This is a genomic window from Leclercia sp. G3L, from assembly GCF_021117075.1.
GTDB lineage: Bacteria > Pseudomonadota > Gammaproteobacteria > Enterobacterales > Enterobacteriaceae > Enterobacter > Enterobacter adecarboxylatus_C.
In genome coordinates this window covers 2308630-2325440 of record NZ_CP088265.1, presented here as the reverse complement: position 1 = coordinate 2325440, position 16811 = coordinate 2308630, and the positions used below count along the sequence as shown (strand labels likewise).

The 16811-nt window shown below is 58.9% G+C and carries 11 protein-coding genes; 5 read left to right on the top strand and 6 right to left on the bottom strand.

Going from position 1 to position 16811, the window contains the following annotated elements:
- Positions 1-97: 97 nt before the first annotated feature.
- Together LRS40_RS12525 and LRS40_RS12520 are read left to right on the top strand one after the other, a co-directional pair.
- On the top strand, positions 98-1000 hold the full coding sequence (locus LRS40_RS12525) for a LysR family transcriptional regulator (protein ID WP_231313829.1): 903 nt from the start codon (positions 98-100) through the stop codon (positions 998-1000).
- A gap of 69 nt (positions 1001-1069) precedes the next feature.
- Entirely contained in the window at positions 1070-1924 is an 855-nt protein-coding gene (locus LRS40_RS12520; RefSeq protein ID WP_231313828.1) for a PA4780 family RIO1-like protein kinase, read from the top strand.
- 49 nt (positions 1925-1973) lie between these two features.
- Here the strand turns inward: LRS40_RS12520 and nanQ are convergent, their stop codons facing one another.
- The 6 genes from nanQ to nanR all read right to left on the bottom strand — a co-directional run bounded on the left by nanQ (position 1974) and on the right by nanR (position 7413).
- Positions 1974-2438, bottom strand: coding sequence for an N-acetylneuraminate anomerase (gene nanQ / locus LRS40_RS12515; RefSeq protein WP_231313827.1), 465 nt, complete (start codon positions 2436-2438; stop codon positions 1974-1976).
- Positions 2435-3310 (bottom strand): N-acetylmannosamine kinase, encoded by an 876-nt coding sequence (locus LRS40_RS12510; RefSeq protein WP_231313826.1) that lies wholly within the window; start codon positions 3308-3310, stop codon positions 2435-2437. Before LRS40_RS12510 ends, nanQ begins: the two co-directional genes overlap by 4 nt.
- Positions 3307-3996 carry an N-acetylmannosamine-6-phosphate 2-epimerase gene (locus LRS40_RS12505; protein ID WP_231313825.1) on the bottom strand — a complete coding sequence of 230 codons (690 nt, stop codon included), beginning with the start codon at positions 3994-3996 and terminating at the stop codon, positions 3307-3309. The genes LRS40_RS12510 and LRS40_RS12505 overlap by 4 nt, the downstream gene beginning before the upstream one ends.
- Before the next feature lie 25 nt (positions 3997-4021).
- Positions 4022-5512 carry an MFS transporter gene (locus LRS40_RS12500; protein ID WP_231313824.1) on the bottom strand — a complete coding sequence of 497 codons (1491 nt, stop codon included), beginning with the start codon at positions 5510-5512 and terminating at the stop codon, positions 4022-4024.
- Positions 5513-5600: 88 nt separating this feature from the next.
- A complete protein-coding gene (gene nanA, locus LRS40_RS12495; RefSeq protein ID WP_231313823.1) occupies positions 5601-6500 on the bottom strand; it encodes an N-acetylneuraminate lyase in 900 nt (299 codons plus the stop codon).
- Positions 6501-6627: 127 nt separating this feature from the next.
- A complete protein-coding gene (gene nanR / locus LRS40_RS12490) occupies positions 6628-7413 on the bottom strand; it encodes a transcriptional regulator NanR (protein ID WP_231313822.1) in 786 nt (261 codons plus the stop codon).
- Between the two features lie 765 nt (positions 7414-8178).
- Between nanR and LRS40_RS12485 the strand changes: the two genes are divergently transcribed.
- Genes LRS40_RS12485 through LRS40_RS12475 form a run of 3 tightly spaced genes read left to right on the top strand, consistent with a single transcriptional unit; the run spans position 8179 to position 16752 of the window.
- Entirely contained in the window at positions 8179-13599 is a 5421-nt protein-coding gene (locus LRS40_RS12485) for a peroxidase family protein (RefSeq protein ID WP_231313821.1), read from the top strand.
- Between the two features lie 55 nt (positions 13600-13654).
- Positions 13655-15421 carry a type I secretion system permease/ATPase gene (locus tag LRS40_RS12480; RefSeq protein ID WP_231313820.1) on the top strand — a complete coding sequence of 589 codons (1767 nt, stop codon included), beginning with the start codon at positions 13655-13657 and terminating at the stop codon, positions 15419-15421.
- Positions 15418-16752 carry an HlyD family type I secretion periplasmic adaptor subunit gene (locus tag LRS40_RS12475; protein WP_231313819.1) on the top strand — a complete coding sequence of 445 codons (1335 nt, stop codon included), beginning with the start codon at positions 15418-15420 and terminating at the stop codon, positions 16750-16752. Before LRS40_RS12480 ends, LRS40_RS12475 begins: the two co-directional genes overlap by 4 nt.
- Positions 16753-16811 lie beyond the last annotated feature (59 nt).

The following is a 16811-nucleotide window of genomic DNA, read 5'->3' as shown; positions in this document are numbered from 1 at the left end:
CGTTTTATCCACTGTGTCGCAATAATTTGATGGTAAAGCGAAGCAGTGACGGGAAAAATAGCCTCGCAGAGACAAGACTTATACTCGGGAGATGAAAATGGTGCGGCTTGAGGATCTGATACTGTTCGTACGCGTCGCTGCCCTGAGCAGCTTCAGCGATGCGGCACGAGAGGCGGGCGTCCAGCCAGCGCAGGTCAGCGCCGCTATCAAACGGCTGGAGTCGTCGCTGGCTATCCGGCTGTTTGCGCGCTCCACCCGTAGCCTGCGCTTAACGCCAGAGGGCGAGGCCTGGCTTCCCTACGCGCGACAGATGCTGGATGCCATGTACGCCGGGATGCAAAAAATCCAGGCCCCGGAACAGGAGATCTCCGGCACCCTGCAGATCGCCGTCCCGTCGGATTTAGGCCGCAATTTGCTGCTGCCGGTGTTTCAGGCGTTCGACGAACGCTATCCCGCATTACGGCTGCGCATTTTTTTCTCCGACCAGGTGGCGGATGTTTTTAAGGATCCGGTCGATATCGCCTTTCGCTACGGCACACCGGAAGATGCCTCCTATATCGCCCTCCCCGTCGCTCCCGACAACCGCCGCGTGCTGGTGGCATCGCCCGGGTGGGTCGCCCGCCACGGCGATCTGCCGCATCCCGAGGCGTTAAGCCGGGTCAACGCCCTCACCTTTGTCCTGCGCGGACGCCTGCACGATCGCTGGACCTTTTTCCGCGACGGCGAAACGCACAGCGTGAACGTCAGCGGCAGCATGATGAGTGATGATGCCGAGGTGATCCGCCGCCTGGCGGTCGCCGGAGCGGGGGTCGCGTACAAATCCTGGCTGGATGTCGCAGAGGATGTCCGCGCCGGTCGGCTGCGGGTTTTAATGAAAGACTATGAGGGCGAAAGCGTGCCGCTGAACATGATCTGCCCGCACCGCCAACAGCTCTCCACAGGCGTCAGGTTACTGTATGAGGCGGTCAAAGCCTGCTGTGAGGGGCAGGCAACACGTTAATCCTCTGGAAGACGATATTTGCCTGCTTTTTTGATACGAAAAGCGGCAAAAATGCGCTATAAAAGCCGCATGAAAATCCCAAACAGACTCCAGCCCCTGGTCGATGACGGCCTGATAGACAACGTGCTTCAACGCCTGAAAAGCGGCAAAGAAGCTGACGTTTACACCGTGCTATGCGGGGACCAAATCCAGTGTGCCAAAGTGTACAAGGAAGCGTCACAGCGCAGCTTTAAGCAGGCCGTGCAGTATCAGGAAGGCCGTAAGGTGCGGAATACGCGTGATGCCCGCGCCATGCAAAAAGGCTCTAAATTTGGCCGTAAACAGCAAGAAGAAGTCTGGCACACGGCAGAGGTTGATGCGTTATTCCGCCTGGCGAACGCCGGGGTACGCGTGCCGCAGCCCTACATGTGTCTGGACGGCGTGCTGCTGATGGAGCTGGTCACGGACGGTGATGGCGCCGTTGCGCCACGCCTGAGCGATGTGTCCTTAACTGAAGCAGAAGCCGTAAAAGATTTCGACACCATGATCCGCAACATCGTGCGCATGCTGTGCGCCGGTATTGTCCACGGTGACCTGTCAGAGTTTAACGTGCTGCTTGATGCCCAGGGGCCGGTCATTATCGACCTGCCGCAAGCGGTGGATGCCGCGGCGAACAACCATGCCCAGTCCATGTTCGAACGCGATGTGAATAACATCACCGAGTATTACGGTCAGTTCGCCCCGCAGCTGTTGAAAACGCGCTACGGGAAAGAGATCTGGATGCTCTATGAAGACGGGAAATTAACCCCGGAAACCCCGCTCACCGGGCTGTTTGTCGAAGACGTTCATGATGTGGATATGGATTCCCTGCTGGATGAGATCGTTTCGGCCGAAGATGAGTATTACGAACGCCAGCGCGCCATCAGAGAGCGCGAAGAGGATTAACGTCCAGCAAGCCCGCACGGTATCCCCGGCGGGCTTTGTGTTTCAGCGCTTAAAGCACCACGCTGCGATGCACCTTAATCACCGCTTTTTTGACCATGCCCGATCGGGTGCGATAGCAGCCGGGTTTATGCGGCTCTCCCGGCATAAAGACGGCAAACATCCCCGGCTTTAACGTCACGGATTGTTCATTCTCTATGTGCTGGCAGAGCTGATAATCTTCCTCCTCGTGCCACGCATCACACTCCCGGGCGCTCCCCGCCAGGCCGTAATAAATATGCTCTTCCCCTTCCAGCAGGATCTGGATGTCAATGTAGCCGCGGTGCAGTTCGGCGCGTTTCTCCTCCGCGCGTTGCGTCGCAAACGCCATCACGTTGACAAACACCTTATCCCCCTGCAGCGGATAGCTTCCCGGTGCCAGATTCGCAATCCCGGCGCTCAGCGCCTGGTCGATCGCCTGACAAAACGCCGCCGGCAGGCCTGCGGCCTGAAGTTGCCTGATATCACCCACAATCATGACAAAGTTCCTTGTGCCCATAATGCCGCGCCCAGCAGCCCGGCATTACTCTTATGGCTGGCTGAACAGAGTTCGGTCTGGTACGCAGAGGGTTCCTGCGCCAGGTAGTGTTGCACCTGCGGGAGATAGCCGTCGGCCAGGCCGATGCTGCCGCCAATCACCACCCGCTGGCAGTCGGTCAGGGCTTTCAGATCCGCAATTAACCGCGCCAGCGTTCTGGCGGAACGCGCAACCAGCGCTACCGCCTGTTCATGGCCCTGGGTGGCGTGAGCGAAAATGGCTTTTGCATCCAGCCCGGCCAACTCTCCTTCCGCCGCCGCGGCGATCCCCCGCCCCGAGGCGATCGCCTCCACGCAGCCGATTCGCCCGCAGCCGCAGCGCGGCCCGTTCGGGTCGGCCAGGGTGTGGCCGCAGTGGCCGGTCAGCCCACCGGATCCGGTCACCAGCCTGCCGTTAAGGATCACGCCTCCCCCTACCCCGGTCGAGACGGTGATAAACACCATGTCGCGGATGGCGCGCGGCACCTGCTGATACTCGGCCAGCGCCGCGGCCTGGGCATCGTTTAAGGCCACGCCGGGGAGCCCGGTCAGGGCAGATAAATAGTCCACCAGAGGAAAGTGCGAAAGCCCCCCGAGGTTGGACGGGTTGATCGAGGTTAATACTCCGTTTTGAATAATCCCGGTCGAGGCGATGGCAAAGCGCTGCGCCCGTGAAAAGAGCGGCGTCACCAGGTCGCGCAGCGCGGCCTCCAGCGCATCCGGCGTCTGGCTGGCGGGAGTGGGGATCTCCCGGCGGGCGATAATTTGCAGGGCGCTGTCCACCAGCGCCGCGGCGAGCTTGGTCCCGCCGATATCTATCGCCAGGACGATCATTTTGTCGCTCCCAGTAAGGCATCCCGATACCACTGGCAGATATGCTCCAGCCGGGTGATCGCCGAGCCGACCGTGACGGTCCATGCCCCCTGCCCGATGGCCTGTGCCGCCAGGGCCGGCGAGTTATAGCGCCCCTCGGCCACCACCCGACAACCGGCCTGACTCAGCGAGGCCACCAGAGCCAGATCCGGCTCATCAGGCGTCTCCGTTGAGGTGTAACCCGACAGCGTGGTGCCAATCAGCTGCGTCCCCAGCTGGTGACAATACAGCCCCTCTTCCTGCGAGGAGCAGTCGGCCATGGCGATCAGCTGATGGTGCTGAATGCGCGCCAGCAGTGCCTCAACGGGTACCGGGCGCGGGCGTTGCGTACCGTCAAAGGCGATGATGCTGGCCCCCGCTTCGGCTAAAGCATCCACGTCCTCCAGCCAGGGGGTGATACGCACCGGGGAGTCGGGCAGATCGCGTTTCACAATGCCGATAATCGGGATTGTCACCACGGCGCGTACGGCACGCAGGTTCTCAACCCCTTCGATGCGCAGCGCCACGGCCCCCGCCTGTTCGGCCGCCAGCGCCATCGCCGCGATAATCTCCGGTTTATCCAGCGGGCTATCCGGCACCGGCTGGCAGGAGACAATCAGCCCGCCCTGGGCTTTCACTTTTGCATCCAACTCGTCAAGGAATGACATAACACCTCCATTAAGAAATTCAGCTTCAGCCTTTGTTTTTGACAAACTGGCTGGCCCTTTCGCCAGCAATCAGAGCGCCGCTAAAAGGTTTACCGTCGATAGCATCATGGGTACGCAGGGCCTCCGGATGGAGCCAGCGCTGCACGCGGGACGGCATATCAAAGCCAATCAGCAGGATGACGACAAAGGTCAGGCCAAACGAGAGCGAACAGAGCGCGGTACCCAGATCCAGACGCTGGGCAATAAACGCCCCCAGCACCGGGGCTAACGCGCCACCTAATGCGCCGACGTTGTAGGTAAAGCCGAGCCCGGCCGCGCGCTGCTCGGTATCAAAATAGCCTCCGATCAGTTTAGGCAGGATCCCGGAGATCCCCTGACCGAACATCTGCTGGAAGAAGAGCAGCAGGCCCAGCACCCAGACGCTGCTGCCGCCGATGGTGAATACCGGAATTATCAGCAGCTGCGAGGCCAGCAGGCTCCAGACATAGGCTTTCCGCGTGCCTAACCAGTCCCCGAGGAAGCCGCCGGCACAGCAGCCTGCCGCAGATCCAAAGCCGCTGAAGAACAGCACCTGGGCGACGGTGGCGGGATCGTAAGCCAGATCGGTTTTCAGATACGTGGGTAACAGCGCCTGGATAGGCCAGGAGTATAAGAAAGCAAACAGCACCACCACCATCAGGGTGACGCCGGTCGGCCAGCGTTTGCCGTTGCTCTGCACCATAAAGCTGATAAAGATCCCCGCGCACAGCAGGCCGAGCACGGCGACAATGGCGGCGCTGTCCAGTTGGCCGGCGAAGCAGAACCACAGCGAGACAGCCGCCACCAGCGTCATGGCGATATTAATGACCCGATGTTCGCCGCGATAAAGAATATCCACCATGGTTTTGACCGGGGTTTTGCTCTGCTGTTTCTCCTTCCAGTCTTCCGCTTCCGGGATGTTTTTACGCAGCCACAGGGCAAAGATAATCGGCAGAATGCCGATGAAGAACAGCGCCCGCCAGCCCCACTCCGGCACCACCTGGCTGTAAACTTGGGCCGCCACTACCGCCCCGACGGAGAAGCCAGAAATCAAAAAACCGCTGGCTTTATTGCGCAGGTGCTTTGGCCAGCTTTCGATCACGTAGGTCGCGCTGGAGCCGTACTCCCCCGCCATCCCCATGCCGATCACCAGACGGGCAATGAACATGGTGGTGTACCCCTGGGCCAGGCCGCACGCCAGAGTGCCCACGGAGAAGAGGACGATACTGCTCACCATCGCCAGGCGGCGACCGTAGCGGTCCCCCATCGCGCCCAGCATCAGGCCGCCGAACCAGCGGGAGATAAAGGCGGCGGAGATCAGGCTCGCGGCGTGCAGGGTGGTCAGGCCGAATTCGGTTTTTATATCGGTGAGGACGAGGGCGATCAGAACAAAATCAAAACCATCCAGAACATAGCCAACCCAGGCGGCAGAAAAGGCACGCCACTGTTGACGGTTGAGGCAACGATACCACGGGACATTTTGTGTCATTGTATTCATGTCAGTCTCCGCAATGGGTAAACCCATACGCTGTTTTTGTAGGGTACAGCTTCAGTGATGCCGGACAGGCCCGGCATCAGGCGTTGTCTTAATCTTGTTCTTTTTCTTGTTGAAGTTGTTGCGCTAATGTCCGCAGCGCGGGCAGATATTTTTCATCAACCGGCGCAAACGGCTTGCGGCACAGCGGAACCTCAATCACGCCCATGTAGTGCAGAACGGTTTTCAGGCCGCGGAACACGCCGACCTTGATCAGCAGGTCGATAACCTCATTACATTTTGTCTGCAGCGCCTGGGCGGTGGCGATATCCCCCTCTTTCAGGGCTTTCACGATCCCCTGATAACGCCAGCCCATGATGTTATAGGTGCTGCCGATCCCGCCGTCTGCCCCCGCCAGCAGGCCGGATGCGAAGATCTCATCGTAACCGTTGTAGAGCACCAGATCCGGGTGTGCCCGGCGGATCTGCTCCATCTGGAAAAGATCGCCGGAGGTCTGCTTCAGGGCGCCCACGCCCGGCAGAGTGATCAGGGTGTTGATCTGATCCAGAGAGAGCTTCACCCCGCTGAGGGCCGGAATGTTGTACACCACCATTGGCAGCCCTTCAGCAGAATCAACGATCCCGCGGTAGTGATCGCAGTGCTCTTCAAAGCTGAACGGATAGTAGAACGGCGTCACGGCAGAGACGGCGTCATAGCCAAAACGGCTGGCGGCCTGGGCGAGCTGCTGGCTTTCATGGGTGCTGACGGTGCCGACGTGAGCAATCAGGGTAATTTTCCCTTTCGCCTCTTCGGCCACGATTTCAAGCACCTCCTGACGTTCCGCAATGCTCTGCACAAAGGCTTCGCCGGTGGAACCCCCGACGTAGAGACCGTCCATCCCCTGGGCAATATTGAACCGCACCAGCTGGCGCAGGCTTTGGGTATCCAGCTGCTGCTGGTCATTAAACGGTGTAAGAAGCGCGGGCATAACCCCTTTCAGCGTAACTGACATACAAACCTCGAGTGTGTGGTGATGATGTTATGACTGTAGACCTTTATACCTGTTATACCAGTAAGACCGAAACAAAGATCATCGAAATGCGCAGAACGCGATCCAGTTCACTAAACGATCGTGGGGACTACTTGCGAGGCTTCTTGTTCTGATCGAAGGCGTGCCAGGTGGCGAAAACGCTGGTGAGGTGCGCCTGCAGGGCCTGTTCAGCCGCATCGGGATCCTGGCTGCGGATCGCCTTAAAAATGGCGATATGTTGCTGATAGCTAGTGTTATTATGCTCGCGCAGCGCCTGCTCAGGCACCGCAGGACGGGCGGCGATCAGCCAGTCGATCAGGGCCACGTGGATGGCCATAAAGATAGGGTTATTGGGGATCTCCGCCAGCACGCGGTGAAACTCGACGTCAGAGCGGATAAAGAGCGCGTTGTCATCCAGCGACTGGCTGTTCAGCTCCAGCGCTTTTTCCAGCAGGGCGATCTGCGCCTCGCTGGCATGCTGGGCGGCATGGCGCACCAGGCTGGATTCAAAGAACAGGCGCAGCTGCTCGAAGTGGGCAATTCCGCCCGGATGGGCCAGAAAATCCTTCGCCATGCCGGAAAGCTCGCTGATGATGGTATCCGCAGACGGCCGCGAAATGCGGGCGCGCTCGCCGTTCTGGATCTGCACCAGCCCTTTGCGTTTTAACGCGGCCAGCGCTTCGCGGACCGAGGGCCGACCCACGTTAAAAAAGGCCATCAGCTCACGCTCGGAAGGAAGCTGCTCCCCTTCGGCGAACTCCCGGCGACGGATCATCTGCTCCAGCTCTTCTTCCACCATCTCGGACAATTTCTTGCGCGCCAGCGGACGACGGCGTAATGCACGCCCAATGGTTTCCGGGGAGGTTTCTGCCTGTTTTTCGCGGGACAAAGTCATAGACGTTACATCGTAAGAAGTTGAGTTAAAGAGTTCTTTATCATAACACAGGCCTTCCTGCCAGGTGATAGGTGAACGGAAGCAATACACCCTGAATAATTATCAATTACAGAAACGATGAAATATTCACTGATATTCACTGGCTATTATTAAATTTGACCAACCGTTCAAATATTCCTTCGCAGGGTAATATTGTTGTTATCGCCCCAGGAATTTAAAAAAATAAATTCGCCTGCTAAATAACTTTAACATTTCACGGAAATAGCCGGGAAAATAATTTCGAAAATATAGACAGCATCATTCAATTTGTACAACTCTACAAAAATGGCGTAGAAAAAATAATAACCGCGCCTCTGAGCGCTCATAAAAAAGTATTATTGTGGGAAGATAAAGACCCTTCATAGTTATCTCAATAGCGAGACAGTAACATGTGATAACACTTTTAAACATTCGTTAAGCCCCGCTAAAACCTTGTCATGTCTGTGGCCCTAACCTTTTGAATGTGTTTGCACATTCGAAGCGTCGAGTCCGTCAGTGATTTTATTTATCTCTCCACAGGAGGGATAAATAAACTTACCCAAAATTTACCCCTGCAACCCCGGTAATAACGGAGAAAGGGCACTGTCATTAACGACTTAACACGGAGCGCATTAATGCAATCACCGACCCCGGATTAATCCCGCACGACCCGGCACGTTCTTTTCGCATAATTTTTAAACAGCGAAAAGCAATGATGATAGCGATTCAAGATTGAGGTAATTAATTATGGCCGAACAATATGATTTTACTGTCACGCTGCATGACCTCGAATTTATTCTCAAGCAGATCAAGATCTCCGAATCCGCCACGAATGCCGATGGCACCGTCAACGGCGACGCGCTGCGTGACGCGGTAGGTGACCCGCTGCTCCCGTACGGCATACGTACCGTGGACGGCTCCTGGAACAACCTGTTACCGGGTCAGGAGATGTACGGCTCTGCCGACCAGACCATGCCAAGGCTGGTGCCGCTGGATCTGGAAGCCATTCAGAACAATCCAGAGCTGGCTAAATATCTGAGTACCTCCGGCCCTAACGGCGTGGTGACCGATTCCGACTCGCGCACCATCAGTAATATTATTTCCGACCAGACCGCCAATAACCCGGCGGCAGTGGATGCGGCGGAAGGACTCAAAGACGCCCCCGGGGGCGGCACCAGCGAGAACGGCAGTCTGTCCATCCCTAACCTCTCCCCGGATGTCGGGTTATCGCCCGCCTTCAACGGCTGGATGACCTTCTTCGGCCAGTTCTTTGACCACGGTCTGGATCTGATCCCCAAAGAGGGCAACGGGATCGTGTTTATTCCGCTGATGCCTGACGATCCGCTGTACAAAGAGGGCTCCCCGACGAACTTCATGATCCTCACCCGGGCTAAAGTGGATGCCACCCATAATACGGTGAACACCACCACCCCGTGGATCGATCAGAACCAGACCTACACCTCCCATCCGTCGCACCAGATCTTCCTGCGCGAATTCACCATCATTGATGGCAAGCCTGAGCCCACCGGTAATCTGCTGGATGGCGCGCACGGGATCGCCACCTGGGGGGAGGTCAAAGCTCATGCCCTGCAGTTCCTCGGCATTCAGCTGACCGATGCGGATATTTTCAACGTGCCGCTGCTGGCGACCGACCGCTACGGCAACCTGATGTTAAGCGCCAACGGCAAGGTGCAGATTGTCACCCTCCACGGGCTGGTTGAGGCCAACGGCGGCTTGCTGCCTTCTGACACCCTGCGTACCGGCCATGCCTTCCTCGATGACATCGCCCACACCGCCGTGCCGAAAGTTGACGCCAACGGCGTCCTGCTGGCCGATGCCAACGATGTGATTGGCGGCGCACCGGAAGCTGGCACCTACGACAACGAACTGCTCGATCGCCACTTCATTACCGGTGACGGCCGCGGCAACGAGAACATCGGCTTAACCGCGGTGCACTCGGTGTTCCACGACGAACATAACCGTCTGGTGGAGCAGTACAAAGCCACCATTCTGGGCTCCGGCGATATCAGCGTGATCAACCAGTGGCTGATGCCGAACCACCAGATCACCGAGATCCCGGCGGATACCAGCACCCTGGTGTGGAACGGCGAATACCTGTTCCAGGCCGGTCGCTTCACGACCGAGATGGAATACCAGCACCTGGTATTTGAAGAGTTTGCCCGCGCCGTCCAGCCGGCGGTCGACCCCTTTGTCTTCTCGAACACCGCCGACATCAACCCGGCGATCTTCGCCGAGTTCGCCCACGTGGTCTACCGCTTCGGCCACTCGATGCTCACCGAGAGCGTCGATCGTATCGGCATGGATATGGCAAGTGACGACCTGGGGCTTATTCAGGCCTTCCTTAACCCACTGGCCTTCGATAACGACGGCTCGATGGAAAGTCATGCCGCTATCGGCGCGATTGTGCGCGGGATGACCCGTCAGGTGGGCAACGAAATCGATGAGTTCCTGACCGGTGCCCTGCGCAATAACCTGGTCGGTCTGCCGCTGGATCTCGGCGCACTTAACATCGCCCGCGGCCGCGACACCTTTATGCCCACCCTCAATCAGGCCCGTGCGCAGTTCTTCGAACTGACGGGCAACAGCGAATTGAAACCCTACGAGAGCTGGGCTGACTTTGCTGTTTACCTGAAAAATACCGCCTCGATCCTCAACTTTATGGCCGCCTACGGACAGCATCAGTTGATCCTGGATGCACAGACCATCGAAGGTAAACGCGCAGCGGTAGATTTCCTGCTGTTTGGTGATGCCAACGATCCACGGCGCGCCGATGCGTTTGACTTCTTCAACAGCACGGGCGCATGGGCTAACAAAGAAACGGGCCTGAACATGGTCGACTTCTGGATTGGCGGCCTGGCAGAGCGGAAAAATGAGTTCGGCGGCATGCTCGGATCCACCTTCAACTTCGTCTTTGAGACGCAGATGGAGATGCTGCAGGACGGGGACCGCTTCTACTACCTGAGCCGTACCCAGGGCCTGAACATGCTGACCCAGCTGGAGGCCAACTCCTTTGCCGCCCTGGTGATGCGTAACAGCGACCTCGGCAATGAAGGCTCCTCTCACGTGCATGCGAAACTGTTCATGACCCCGGATCATATTCTGGAAGTGAACACCGGGGTACAGATTGGCGCCGATCCTAAATGGGGTAATGCGCTGAAAGACCTGCTCACCCCGCTGGTGGTACGCAAAGCGGCCGGGGCGGACGTTGACGGCGATGGCAAGGCGGATGGCGCTTACCTGAAATACATCGGCGACGGGCACGTAGTACTGGGGGGCTCTGCCGGTAACGACACCTTAATCGGCGGTAAAGGGATCGACAGCCTGTGGGGCGACGGCGGCAACGACCGTCTCGACGGCGGCGATGAAGCCGATACCGTGCACGGCGGCGACGGGGACGACATCATCACCGACACCGGTACGCCGGTTGGCGGAGCGGACTTCCTGCACGGCGATGCCGGAAACGACGTCATCTTCTCCGGCAACGGTAACGACCTGAGCTTCGGCGGCAGCGGCCAGGACTTTATTATGGTGGGCGAGGATGCGCAGGAGGTGTTTGGCGGTCTGGGCAATGACTTCATCATGGGTGGCTCCGGTGCCGACGCGCTGCTGGGGAACGAAGGTGATGACTGGCTTGAAGGCGGCGACGGCTTTGACTCCCTGACGGGTGAAAACTCCGAACTGTTCTTCAACAGTACCATTGTCGGTCACGACGTGCTGAACGGTCAGGGGAACGACACTGACTACGACGGCGAAGCGGGCGATGACATCATGGTCCAGGGGGCGGGCATCCAGCGTAATAACGGGATGGCGGGCTTCGACTGGGCAATCCATAAGGGCGACGTTGTCGGCGCCAACTCTGACCTCGGCATTCCGATCTTCGTTAACCAGCAGGAGTTTATCCTGCGGGACCGCTTCGACCTGGTAGAAGGGCTGTCGGGCTGGAAATTTGATGACGTGCTCACCGGCACCGATCAGCCGCTTGGTACCGCCCCGGTTCAGGGAACGCCGCTCTCCAACAACCTCACCCTGGAAGGGGTGGCGCGGATCAACGGCCTCGATAAGGTGGTCGGCAGCAATCTGATCAACGGCGCCGTGGATGGCGTGGTGCTGAACCCGGACAACGGCGCGGACATTATTCTCGGCGGCGGCGGCAGCGACCGCATCATGGGTAAAGCGGGGAATGACATCATCGATGGCGACGCCTGGCTGAACGTGCGGATCGAAGTGCGTGACGCACAGGGCGGGGTCATCAAGAGCGTCGACAGCATGAAAGAACTCAACGCCGACATGCTGAACCGCGTGATCAACCCGGGGCAGCTGCACATCGTGCGTGAGATCCTCAATGACGGTAACAATGGCGAAACCGACGTTGCGCTCTACCGCGACGTTAACGGTAACTACAACTTTACCCGCAACGCCGACGGCAGCCTGACGGTCAACCACGCCACCGTCTCCGCCAACCTGCCTTTAGGTGACGGCACCGACCGCCTGCTGAACATCGAAAAACTGGAGTTTGGCGACAACACCCAGCTGTGGGTGACGGCGCAAAAGGCCACCGGCGACGTCAATATCAGCAATAAGGCGCCTGGGGTGGGCGATCTGCTGCGGGTCAGCACCGCTAACCTGGCGGATGGCAACGGCCTGGCGGACAACCTGCCGATCACCTACACCTGGCAGGCGCTGATTGGCGGCCAGTGGCTCGACCAGGCCACCGGCACCGAGTTCCGGGTGGGCAATAACCTCTTTGGGTCGCAGCTGCGGGTGACCGCCAGCTTCACCGACCGGATGGGCGATGCCGAATCCCTGGTGTCGGCGATCACTGGCACGGTAGGACCACGGGATCAACCGACTCGCGGCGTGCCGGTGGTCAGCGACCTGACGCCGACCCGCACCCTGGCCCTGACGGCTGACGTCTCGGGCATTACCGATGGCGATGGCCTGACCAACGGCAACAACTTCCGTTACCAGTGGCAGATGAGTGCCGGTCTGGGCTTCATCAACATTGCCGGGGCCACGGCGGCCACCTTTATTCCGACCCAGGCGACGGTAGAGCGGCAGCTGCGGGTGATCGTCACCGTGACCGACGATGAGGGCAACCCGTCGGTGACCCTGACCTCAGCCCCGACCCAGCTGGTCGGTAATCTGCTGACCGGTAACAACGGGGCCAACACCCTGTTCGGCACATCCGGCAGTGACTACATCGACGGCGGCGCGGGTAACGATACCCTACTCGGCCTGGCGGGGGACGACGTGCTGATCGGCGGGACGGGCAATGACGATCTGGACGGCGGCGAGGGTGCTGACCAGATGGCGGGCGGCGTCGGCAACGACACCTATCACGTGGATAACGCAGGCGACGTTATCACGGAGGGGGCCAACGCCGGGACCGATCTGGTCGAGGTCACCGCCGCCAGCTACGTGATGGCCGATAACCTTGAAAACCTGACCTATACCGGAACAGGCAACTTCAACGGTACCGGCAACGCGCTGGCCAACACCATGACCGGCGGCAGAGGGAACGACACCCTGAACGGGATGGATGGCGACGATACCCTGTTCGGTCTGGCCGGGAACGACACCCTGATCGGTGGGAACGGTAACGACAGCCTTGACGGCGGCCAGGGTGCCGACGCCATGACCGGCGGACTCGGAAACGATCTCTATACCGTGGATAACGCGGGCGATACGGTGGTGGAAGGGGTCAACGGCGGGACCGATACCGTCCGGGTCAGTCTCAACACCTTTACCCTGAGCCAGGACGTCGAAGTGTTGACCTTTACCGGCAACGGTGGCTTCACCGGGACCGGTAACGCCCTGGCGAACACTATCACCGGCGGTACGGGCGTGGATCGGCTGAACGGCGCGGGCGGAAATGACACCCTCACCGGCGCAGGCGGCAACGATGTCTTTATCTTCGGCGCCTCTTTCGGGCAGGACATCATTACCGATTTCGACAGTAACGCGGCCGGGGGCCAGGACGTCATTAACCTGGCAGGCAGGGGTCTTACTGCGGGCAATTACCTTAACAGCATCTCGGTAACGGCCAATGGGACGTCGACGGTTCTGAGCTTCGCGAGTGGTGAACGAATCACCTTACTGAATACGGCGGTGAGCTCAATAACAGGAACTGATTTCCAGTTCAGTTAACTCACGACGTCAATAAATAGCAGACAGACCTCATTGATTTAATAAGGAGCACCCTATGCCGCGCCAGTATAAGTCAACAGAACTGAAAAAAGCCCTCAAGGGGACCAGGCCTGCATTTATTACCCTGCTGTTTTTTGGCAGCGTGATAAATATGCTTATGCTGGTGCCGGCAATTTATATGCTACAGGTGTACGACCGGGTTCTGGCCAGCCAGAACACCACCACCCTGCTGATGCTCACGTTACTGATTATCGGGTTATATACCGTCATCGGAATGATTGAGTTCGCCCGTTCCAGCGTGATGACCCGGCTGGGCAACCGTCTCGACGTGAAGTTAAATCAGCTGGTCTTTAATGCCGCCTTTAAGCGCAAAATTGCGACGGGCGATAATAACCCGGCGCAGGCGCTGAACGAGCTGGCGCAGATCCGCCAGATCCTCTCCGGCAACAGTCTGTTTGCCCTGCTCGATATTCCCTGGACGCCCTTCTATTTATTAGTGGCGTTCCTGGTCCATCCCCTGCTGGGTTATTTGTCCCTCGGCGGGATCCTGATTTTACTCTGCCTGACGCTGCTCACGGAGCTCTCCACCAAAACGCCGATTCAACAGGCGCAGATGCTGAGCGTCAGCAATTCCATCATCCTTAACAAGCAGCTGCAGAACTCCGACACCATCGAAGCGATGGGGATGCTCGCCACCCTGAAAAAGCACTGGCTGGAAGGCCATACCAAAGTGATGGTGATCCAGACCCACATTGCCGATAAATCGGCAGTCTACAGCAGCCTGAGCCGGTTTGTCCGCGTGCTGCTACAGTCCGTGTCGCTGGGAGCCGGTGCCCTGCTGGTGATCGCCGGTGAAATCACCCCCGGGCTGATGATTGCCGCCTCGATCATCCTCGGACGCGTGCTGAGTCCGGTGGAGCAGATCATCGGCAGCTGGAAGCAGTTCGTGCAGTTCCGCAGCAGCTGGCAGCAGCTCACCCGCCTGCTGGAAGAGTACCCGGCGCCAAAAGCGATCCTCACCCTGCCGACCCCGAAAGGCGTCATCAGCGTCGAAGCAGTGTTTGCCGCCCCTCCGGGACAGAAAGTCGCCACCCTGCGCAACGTCTCGTTCCAGCTCGAACAGGGCGAAGTGCTGGGGATCATCGGCCCTTCCGCCTCCGGCAAGAGCTCGCTGGCGAAGCTGCTGGTGGGGGTGTGGCAGCCCATGGCCGGTAAAGTGCGGCTGGATGGCGCCGACATCTGCCAGTGGGATAAAACCCTGCTCGGCCCGTCGATGGGCTATCTGCCGCAGGACGTGGAGCTGTTTGACGGCAGTATCGCCCAGAACATCGCCCGCTTTGGCGAGGCCAACAGCGAGCTTATCGTGGCCGCGGCGCAACTGGCCGGGGTTCACGAGATGATATTGCGGCTGCCGCAGGGCTACGACACCCCGCTTGGCGCCAGCGGCCATCAGCTCTCCGGCGGGCAGCGTCAGCGCATCGGCCTGGCGCGGGCGGTGTACAACAACCCCGCCTTTATCGTCCTTGATGAGCCCAACGCCAACCTCGACGACGCCGGAGAGATGGCCCTGATCAAGGCGATCAATGCCCTGCGCGCTCAGGGGCAGACGGTGGTGCTGATCTCCCATCGTCCGACCCTGCTGGGGGTAGTGAATAAAGTGCTGCTGATTAATGAAGGTGCCGTTCAGGCCTTCGGCCCGCGGGAGCAGGTGTTTGCCAACCTGCGCCAGGCCAACATGCTGAAATCGGTCCCCGTCGCACCCGCAGCCGTGAGCCAGGCCGCGGTTGAAACCCAACCATCCCCACGTGAGGCATTATCATGAACAAGAAGAATAAAGGCCCTGAGATACCAGACGCCGACCTCGTCGATATCAATATCTGGCCGCCGTTGATTCGCGGCCTGGCGGTGATCCTCATTGCCGTCGGCGGGTTTTTACTCTGGGCAGTGAAAGCGCCGCTGGATGCCGGGGTGGTGGCCGACGGCACGGTGACGGTCTCTAGCAACCGCAAAACCATCCAGCACTTAAGCGGCGGCCGGGTGACCGATATCTTTATGAAGGAAGGGGAAGCGGTGAAAAAGAACCAGGTGTTAATGCGCCTCGACACCCTGCAGCTGGATATGCGCTACAGCGCGTTAAGTGCCCAGTATATCTCCGCCAAAACCAGCGAAGACCGGCTGCTGGCAGAGCGAAACGGCGCAGAGACCATCACCTTCAGCGAAACCCTGCTCAAAAACTTCGCCAACAATAAACGCCTGGCGGAGAGCCAGCAGCTCCAGGCCAAACTCTTTGAGACCCGGCGGAAAAATATTCAGGATGAGCTGTCGATGATCGACGAGTCTCTCGACGGGCTGGTCGGGCAGACGGAGAACCTCAATAAGATTAAAGGCTACCGCGAGCATCAGTTCACGCTAATCAACAGAGAGCTGGGGGCCATCCGGGCGCTGAGCGAGAAGAACTACTATCCCAAAGCCCAGCTGATGGTGCTGGAGCGTGAGGCGGCGGAGATCTCCAGCACCGTCTCGGAGGATATTCTCAACATCGCCAAACTCAAGTCGCAGCAGAACGAACTGCGGATCAAAGCGTACCAGGTGCAGCACCAGTACCAGCGGGAGGTGGAGTCCGAGTTAACGGATAAGCAAAAAGAGGTGGCGATGCTGGAGGATGAGTTACAGTCGACCCGCCACGAGCTGGATAACACCGTGATCCGCTCGCCCATCGACGGCATTGTGCTGGATGTCAAAGTCAGCACCGTGGGCGGGGTGATCCAGCCCGGAGAACACCTGATGGATATCGTGGCCGCCGGACAGCCGCTGCAAATCGACGCCAAAATTCCGGTGCAGGCCATCGATAAAATGGCCCCGGGGCTGACCGTGGACGTGATGTTCCCGGCCCTGAACCACGCCCTGCTACCGTCGGTCCCTGCCCGGGTGCTCACCGTCTCGGCAGATCGTCTGACCGACAAAGTGACCCAGCAGCCCTATTACCTGGCCGAAGTGCAGGTCTCCCCCGAGGGGGTGCGTTTGCTGCGCGATCACAAGATTAAAGCCGGGATGCCCGCCAGCGTGACCATCAAAACCGGGGAGCGCACCTTCCTGAGCTACCTGTTCAAACCGCTGATGGCCCGTCTGGAGCTGGCGTTTAAAGAGATTTGATAAGGTCACATGCCGGTGTTGTCACCGCGGTGCGGCCTTTCTGCCCGGCGGCGCTTCGC

Excerpts from the sequence above, each read along its gene's own strand:
- LRS40_RS12525 (WP_231313829.1), top strand. The coding sequence starts at position 98 with ATGGTGCGGCTTGAGGATCTGATACTGTTCGTACGCGTCGCTGCCCTG.
- LRS40_RS12475 (WP_231313819.1), top strand. The coding sequence starts at position 15,418 with ATGAACAAGAAGAATAAAGGCCCTGAGATACCAGACGCCGACCTCGTC.
- nanQ (WP_231313827.1), bottom strand. The coding sequence starts at position 2,438 with ATGATTGTGGGTGATATCAGGCAACTTCAGGCCGCAGGCCTGCCGGCG.
- nanR (WP_231313822.1), bottom strand. The coding sequence starts at position 7,413 with ATGACTTTGTCCCGCGAAAAACAGGCAGAAACCTCCCCGGAAACCATT.
- LRS40_RS12510 (WP_231313826.1), bottom strand. The coding sequence starts at position 3,310 with ATGATCGTCCTGGCGATAGATATCGGCGGGACCAAGCTCGCCGCGGCG.
- LRS40_RS12480 (WP_231313820.1), top strand. The coding sequence starts at position 13,655 with ATGCCGCGCCAGTATAAGTCAACAGAACTGAAAAAAGCCCTCAAGGGG.
- LRS40_RS12485 (WP_231313821.1), top strand. The coding sequence starts at position 8,179 with ATGGCCGAACAATATGATTTTACTGTCACGCTGCATGACCTCGAATTT.
- LRS40_RS12520 (WP_231313828.1), top strand. The coding sequence starts at position 1,070 with ATGAAAATCCCAAACAGACTCCAGCCCCTGGTCGATGACGGCCTGATA.
- LRS40_RS12505 (WP_231313825.1), bottom strand. The coding sequence starts at position 3,996 with ATGTCATTCCTTGACGAGTTGGATGCAAAAGTGAAAGCCCAGGGCGGG.
- LRS40_RS12500 (WP_231313824.1), bottom strand. The coding sequence starts at position 5,512 with ATGAATACAATGACACAAAATGTCCCGTGGTATCGTTGCCTCAACCGT.
- nanA (WP_231313823.1), bottom strand. The coding sequence starts at position 6,500 with ATGTCAGTTACGCTGAAAGGGGTTATGCCCGCGCTTCTTACACCGTTT.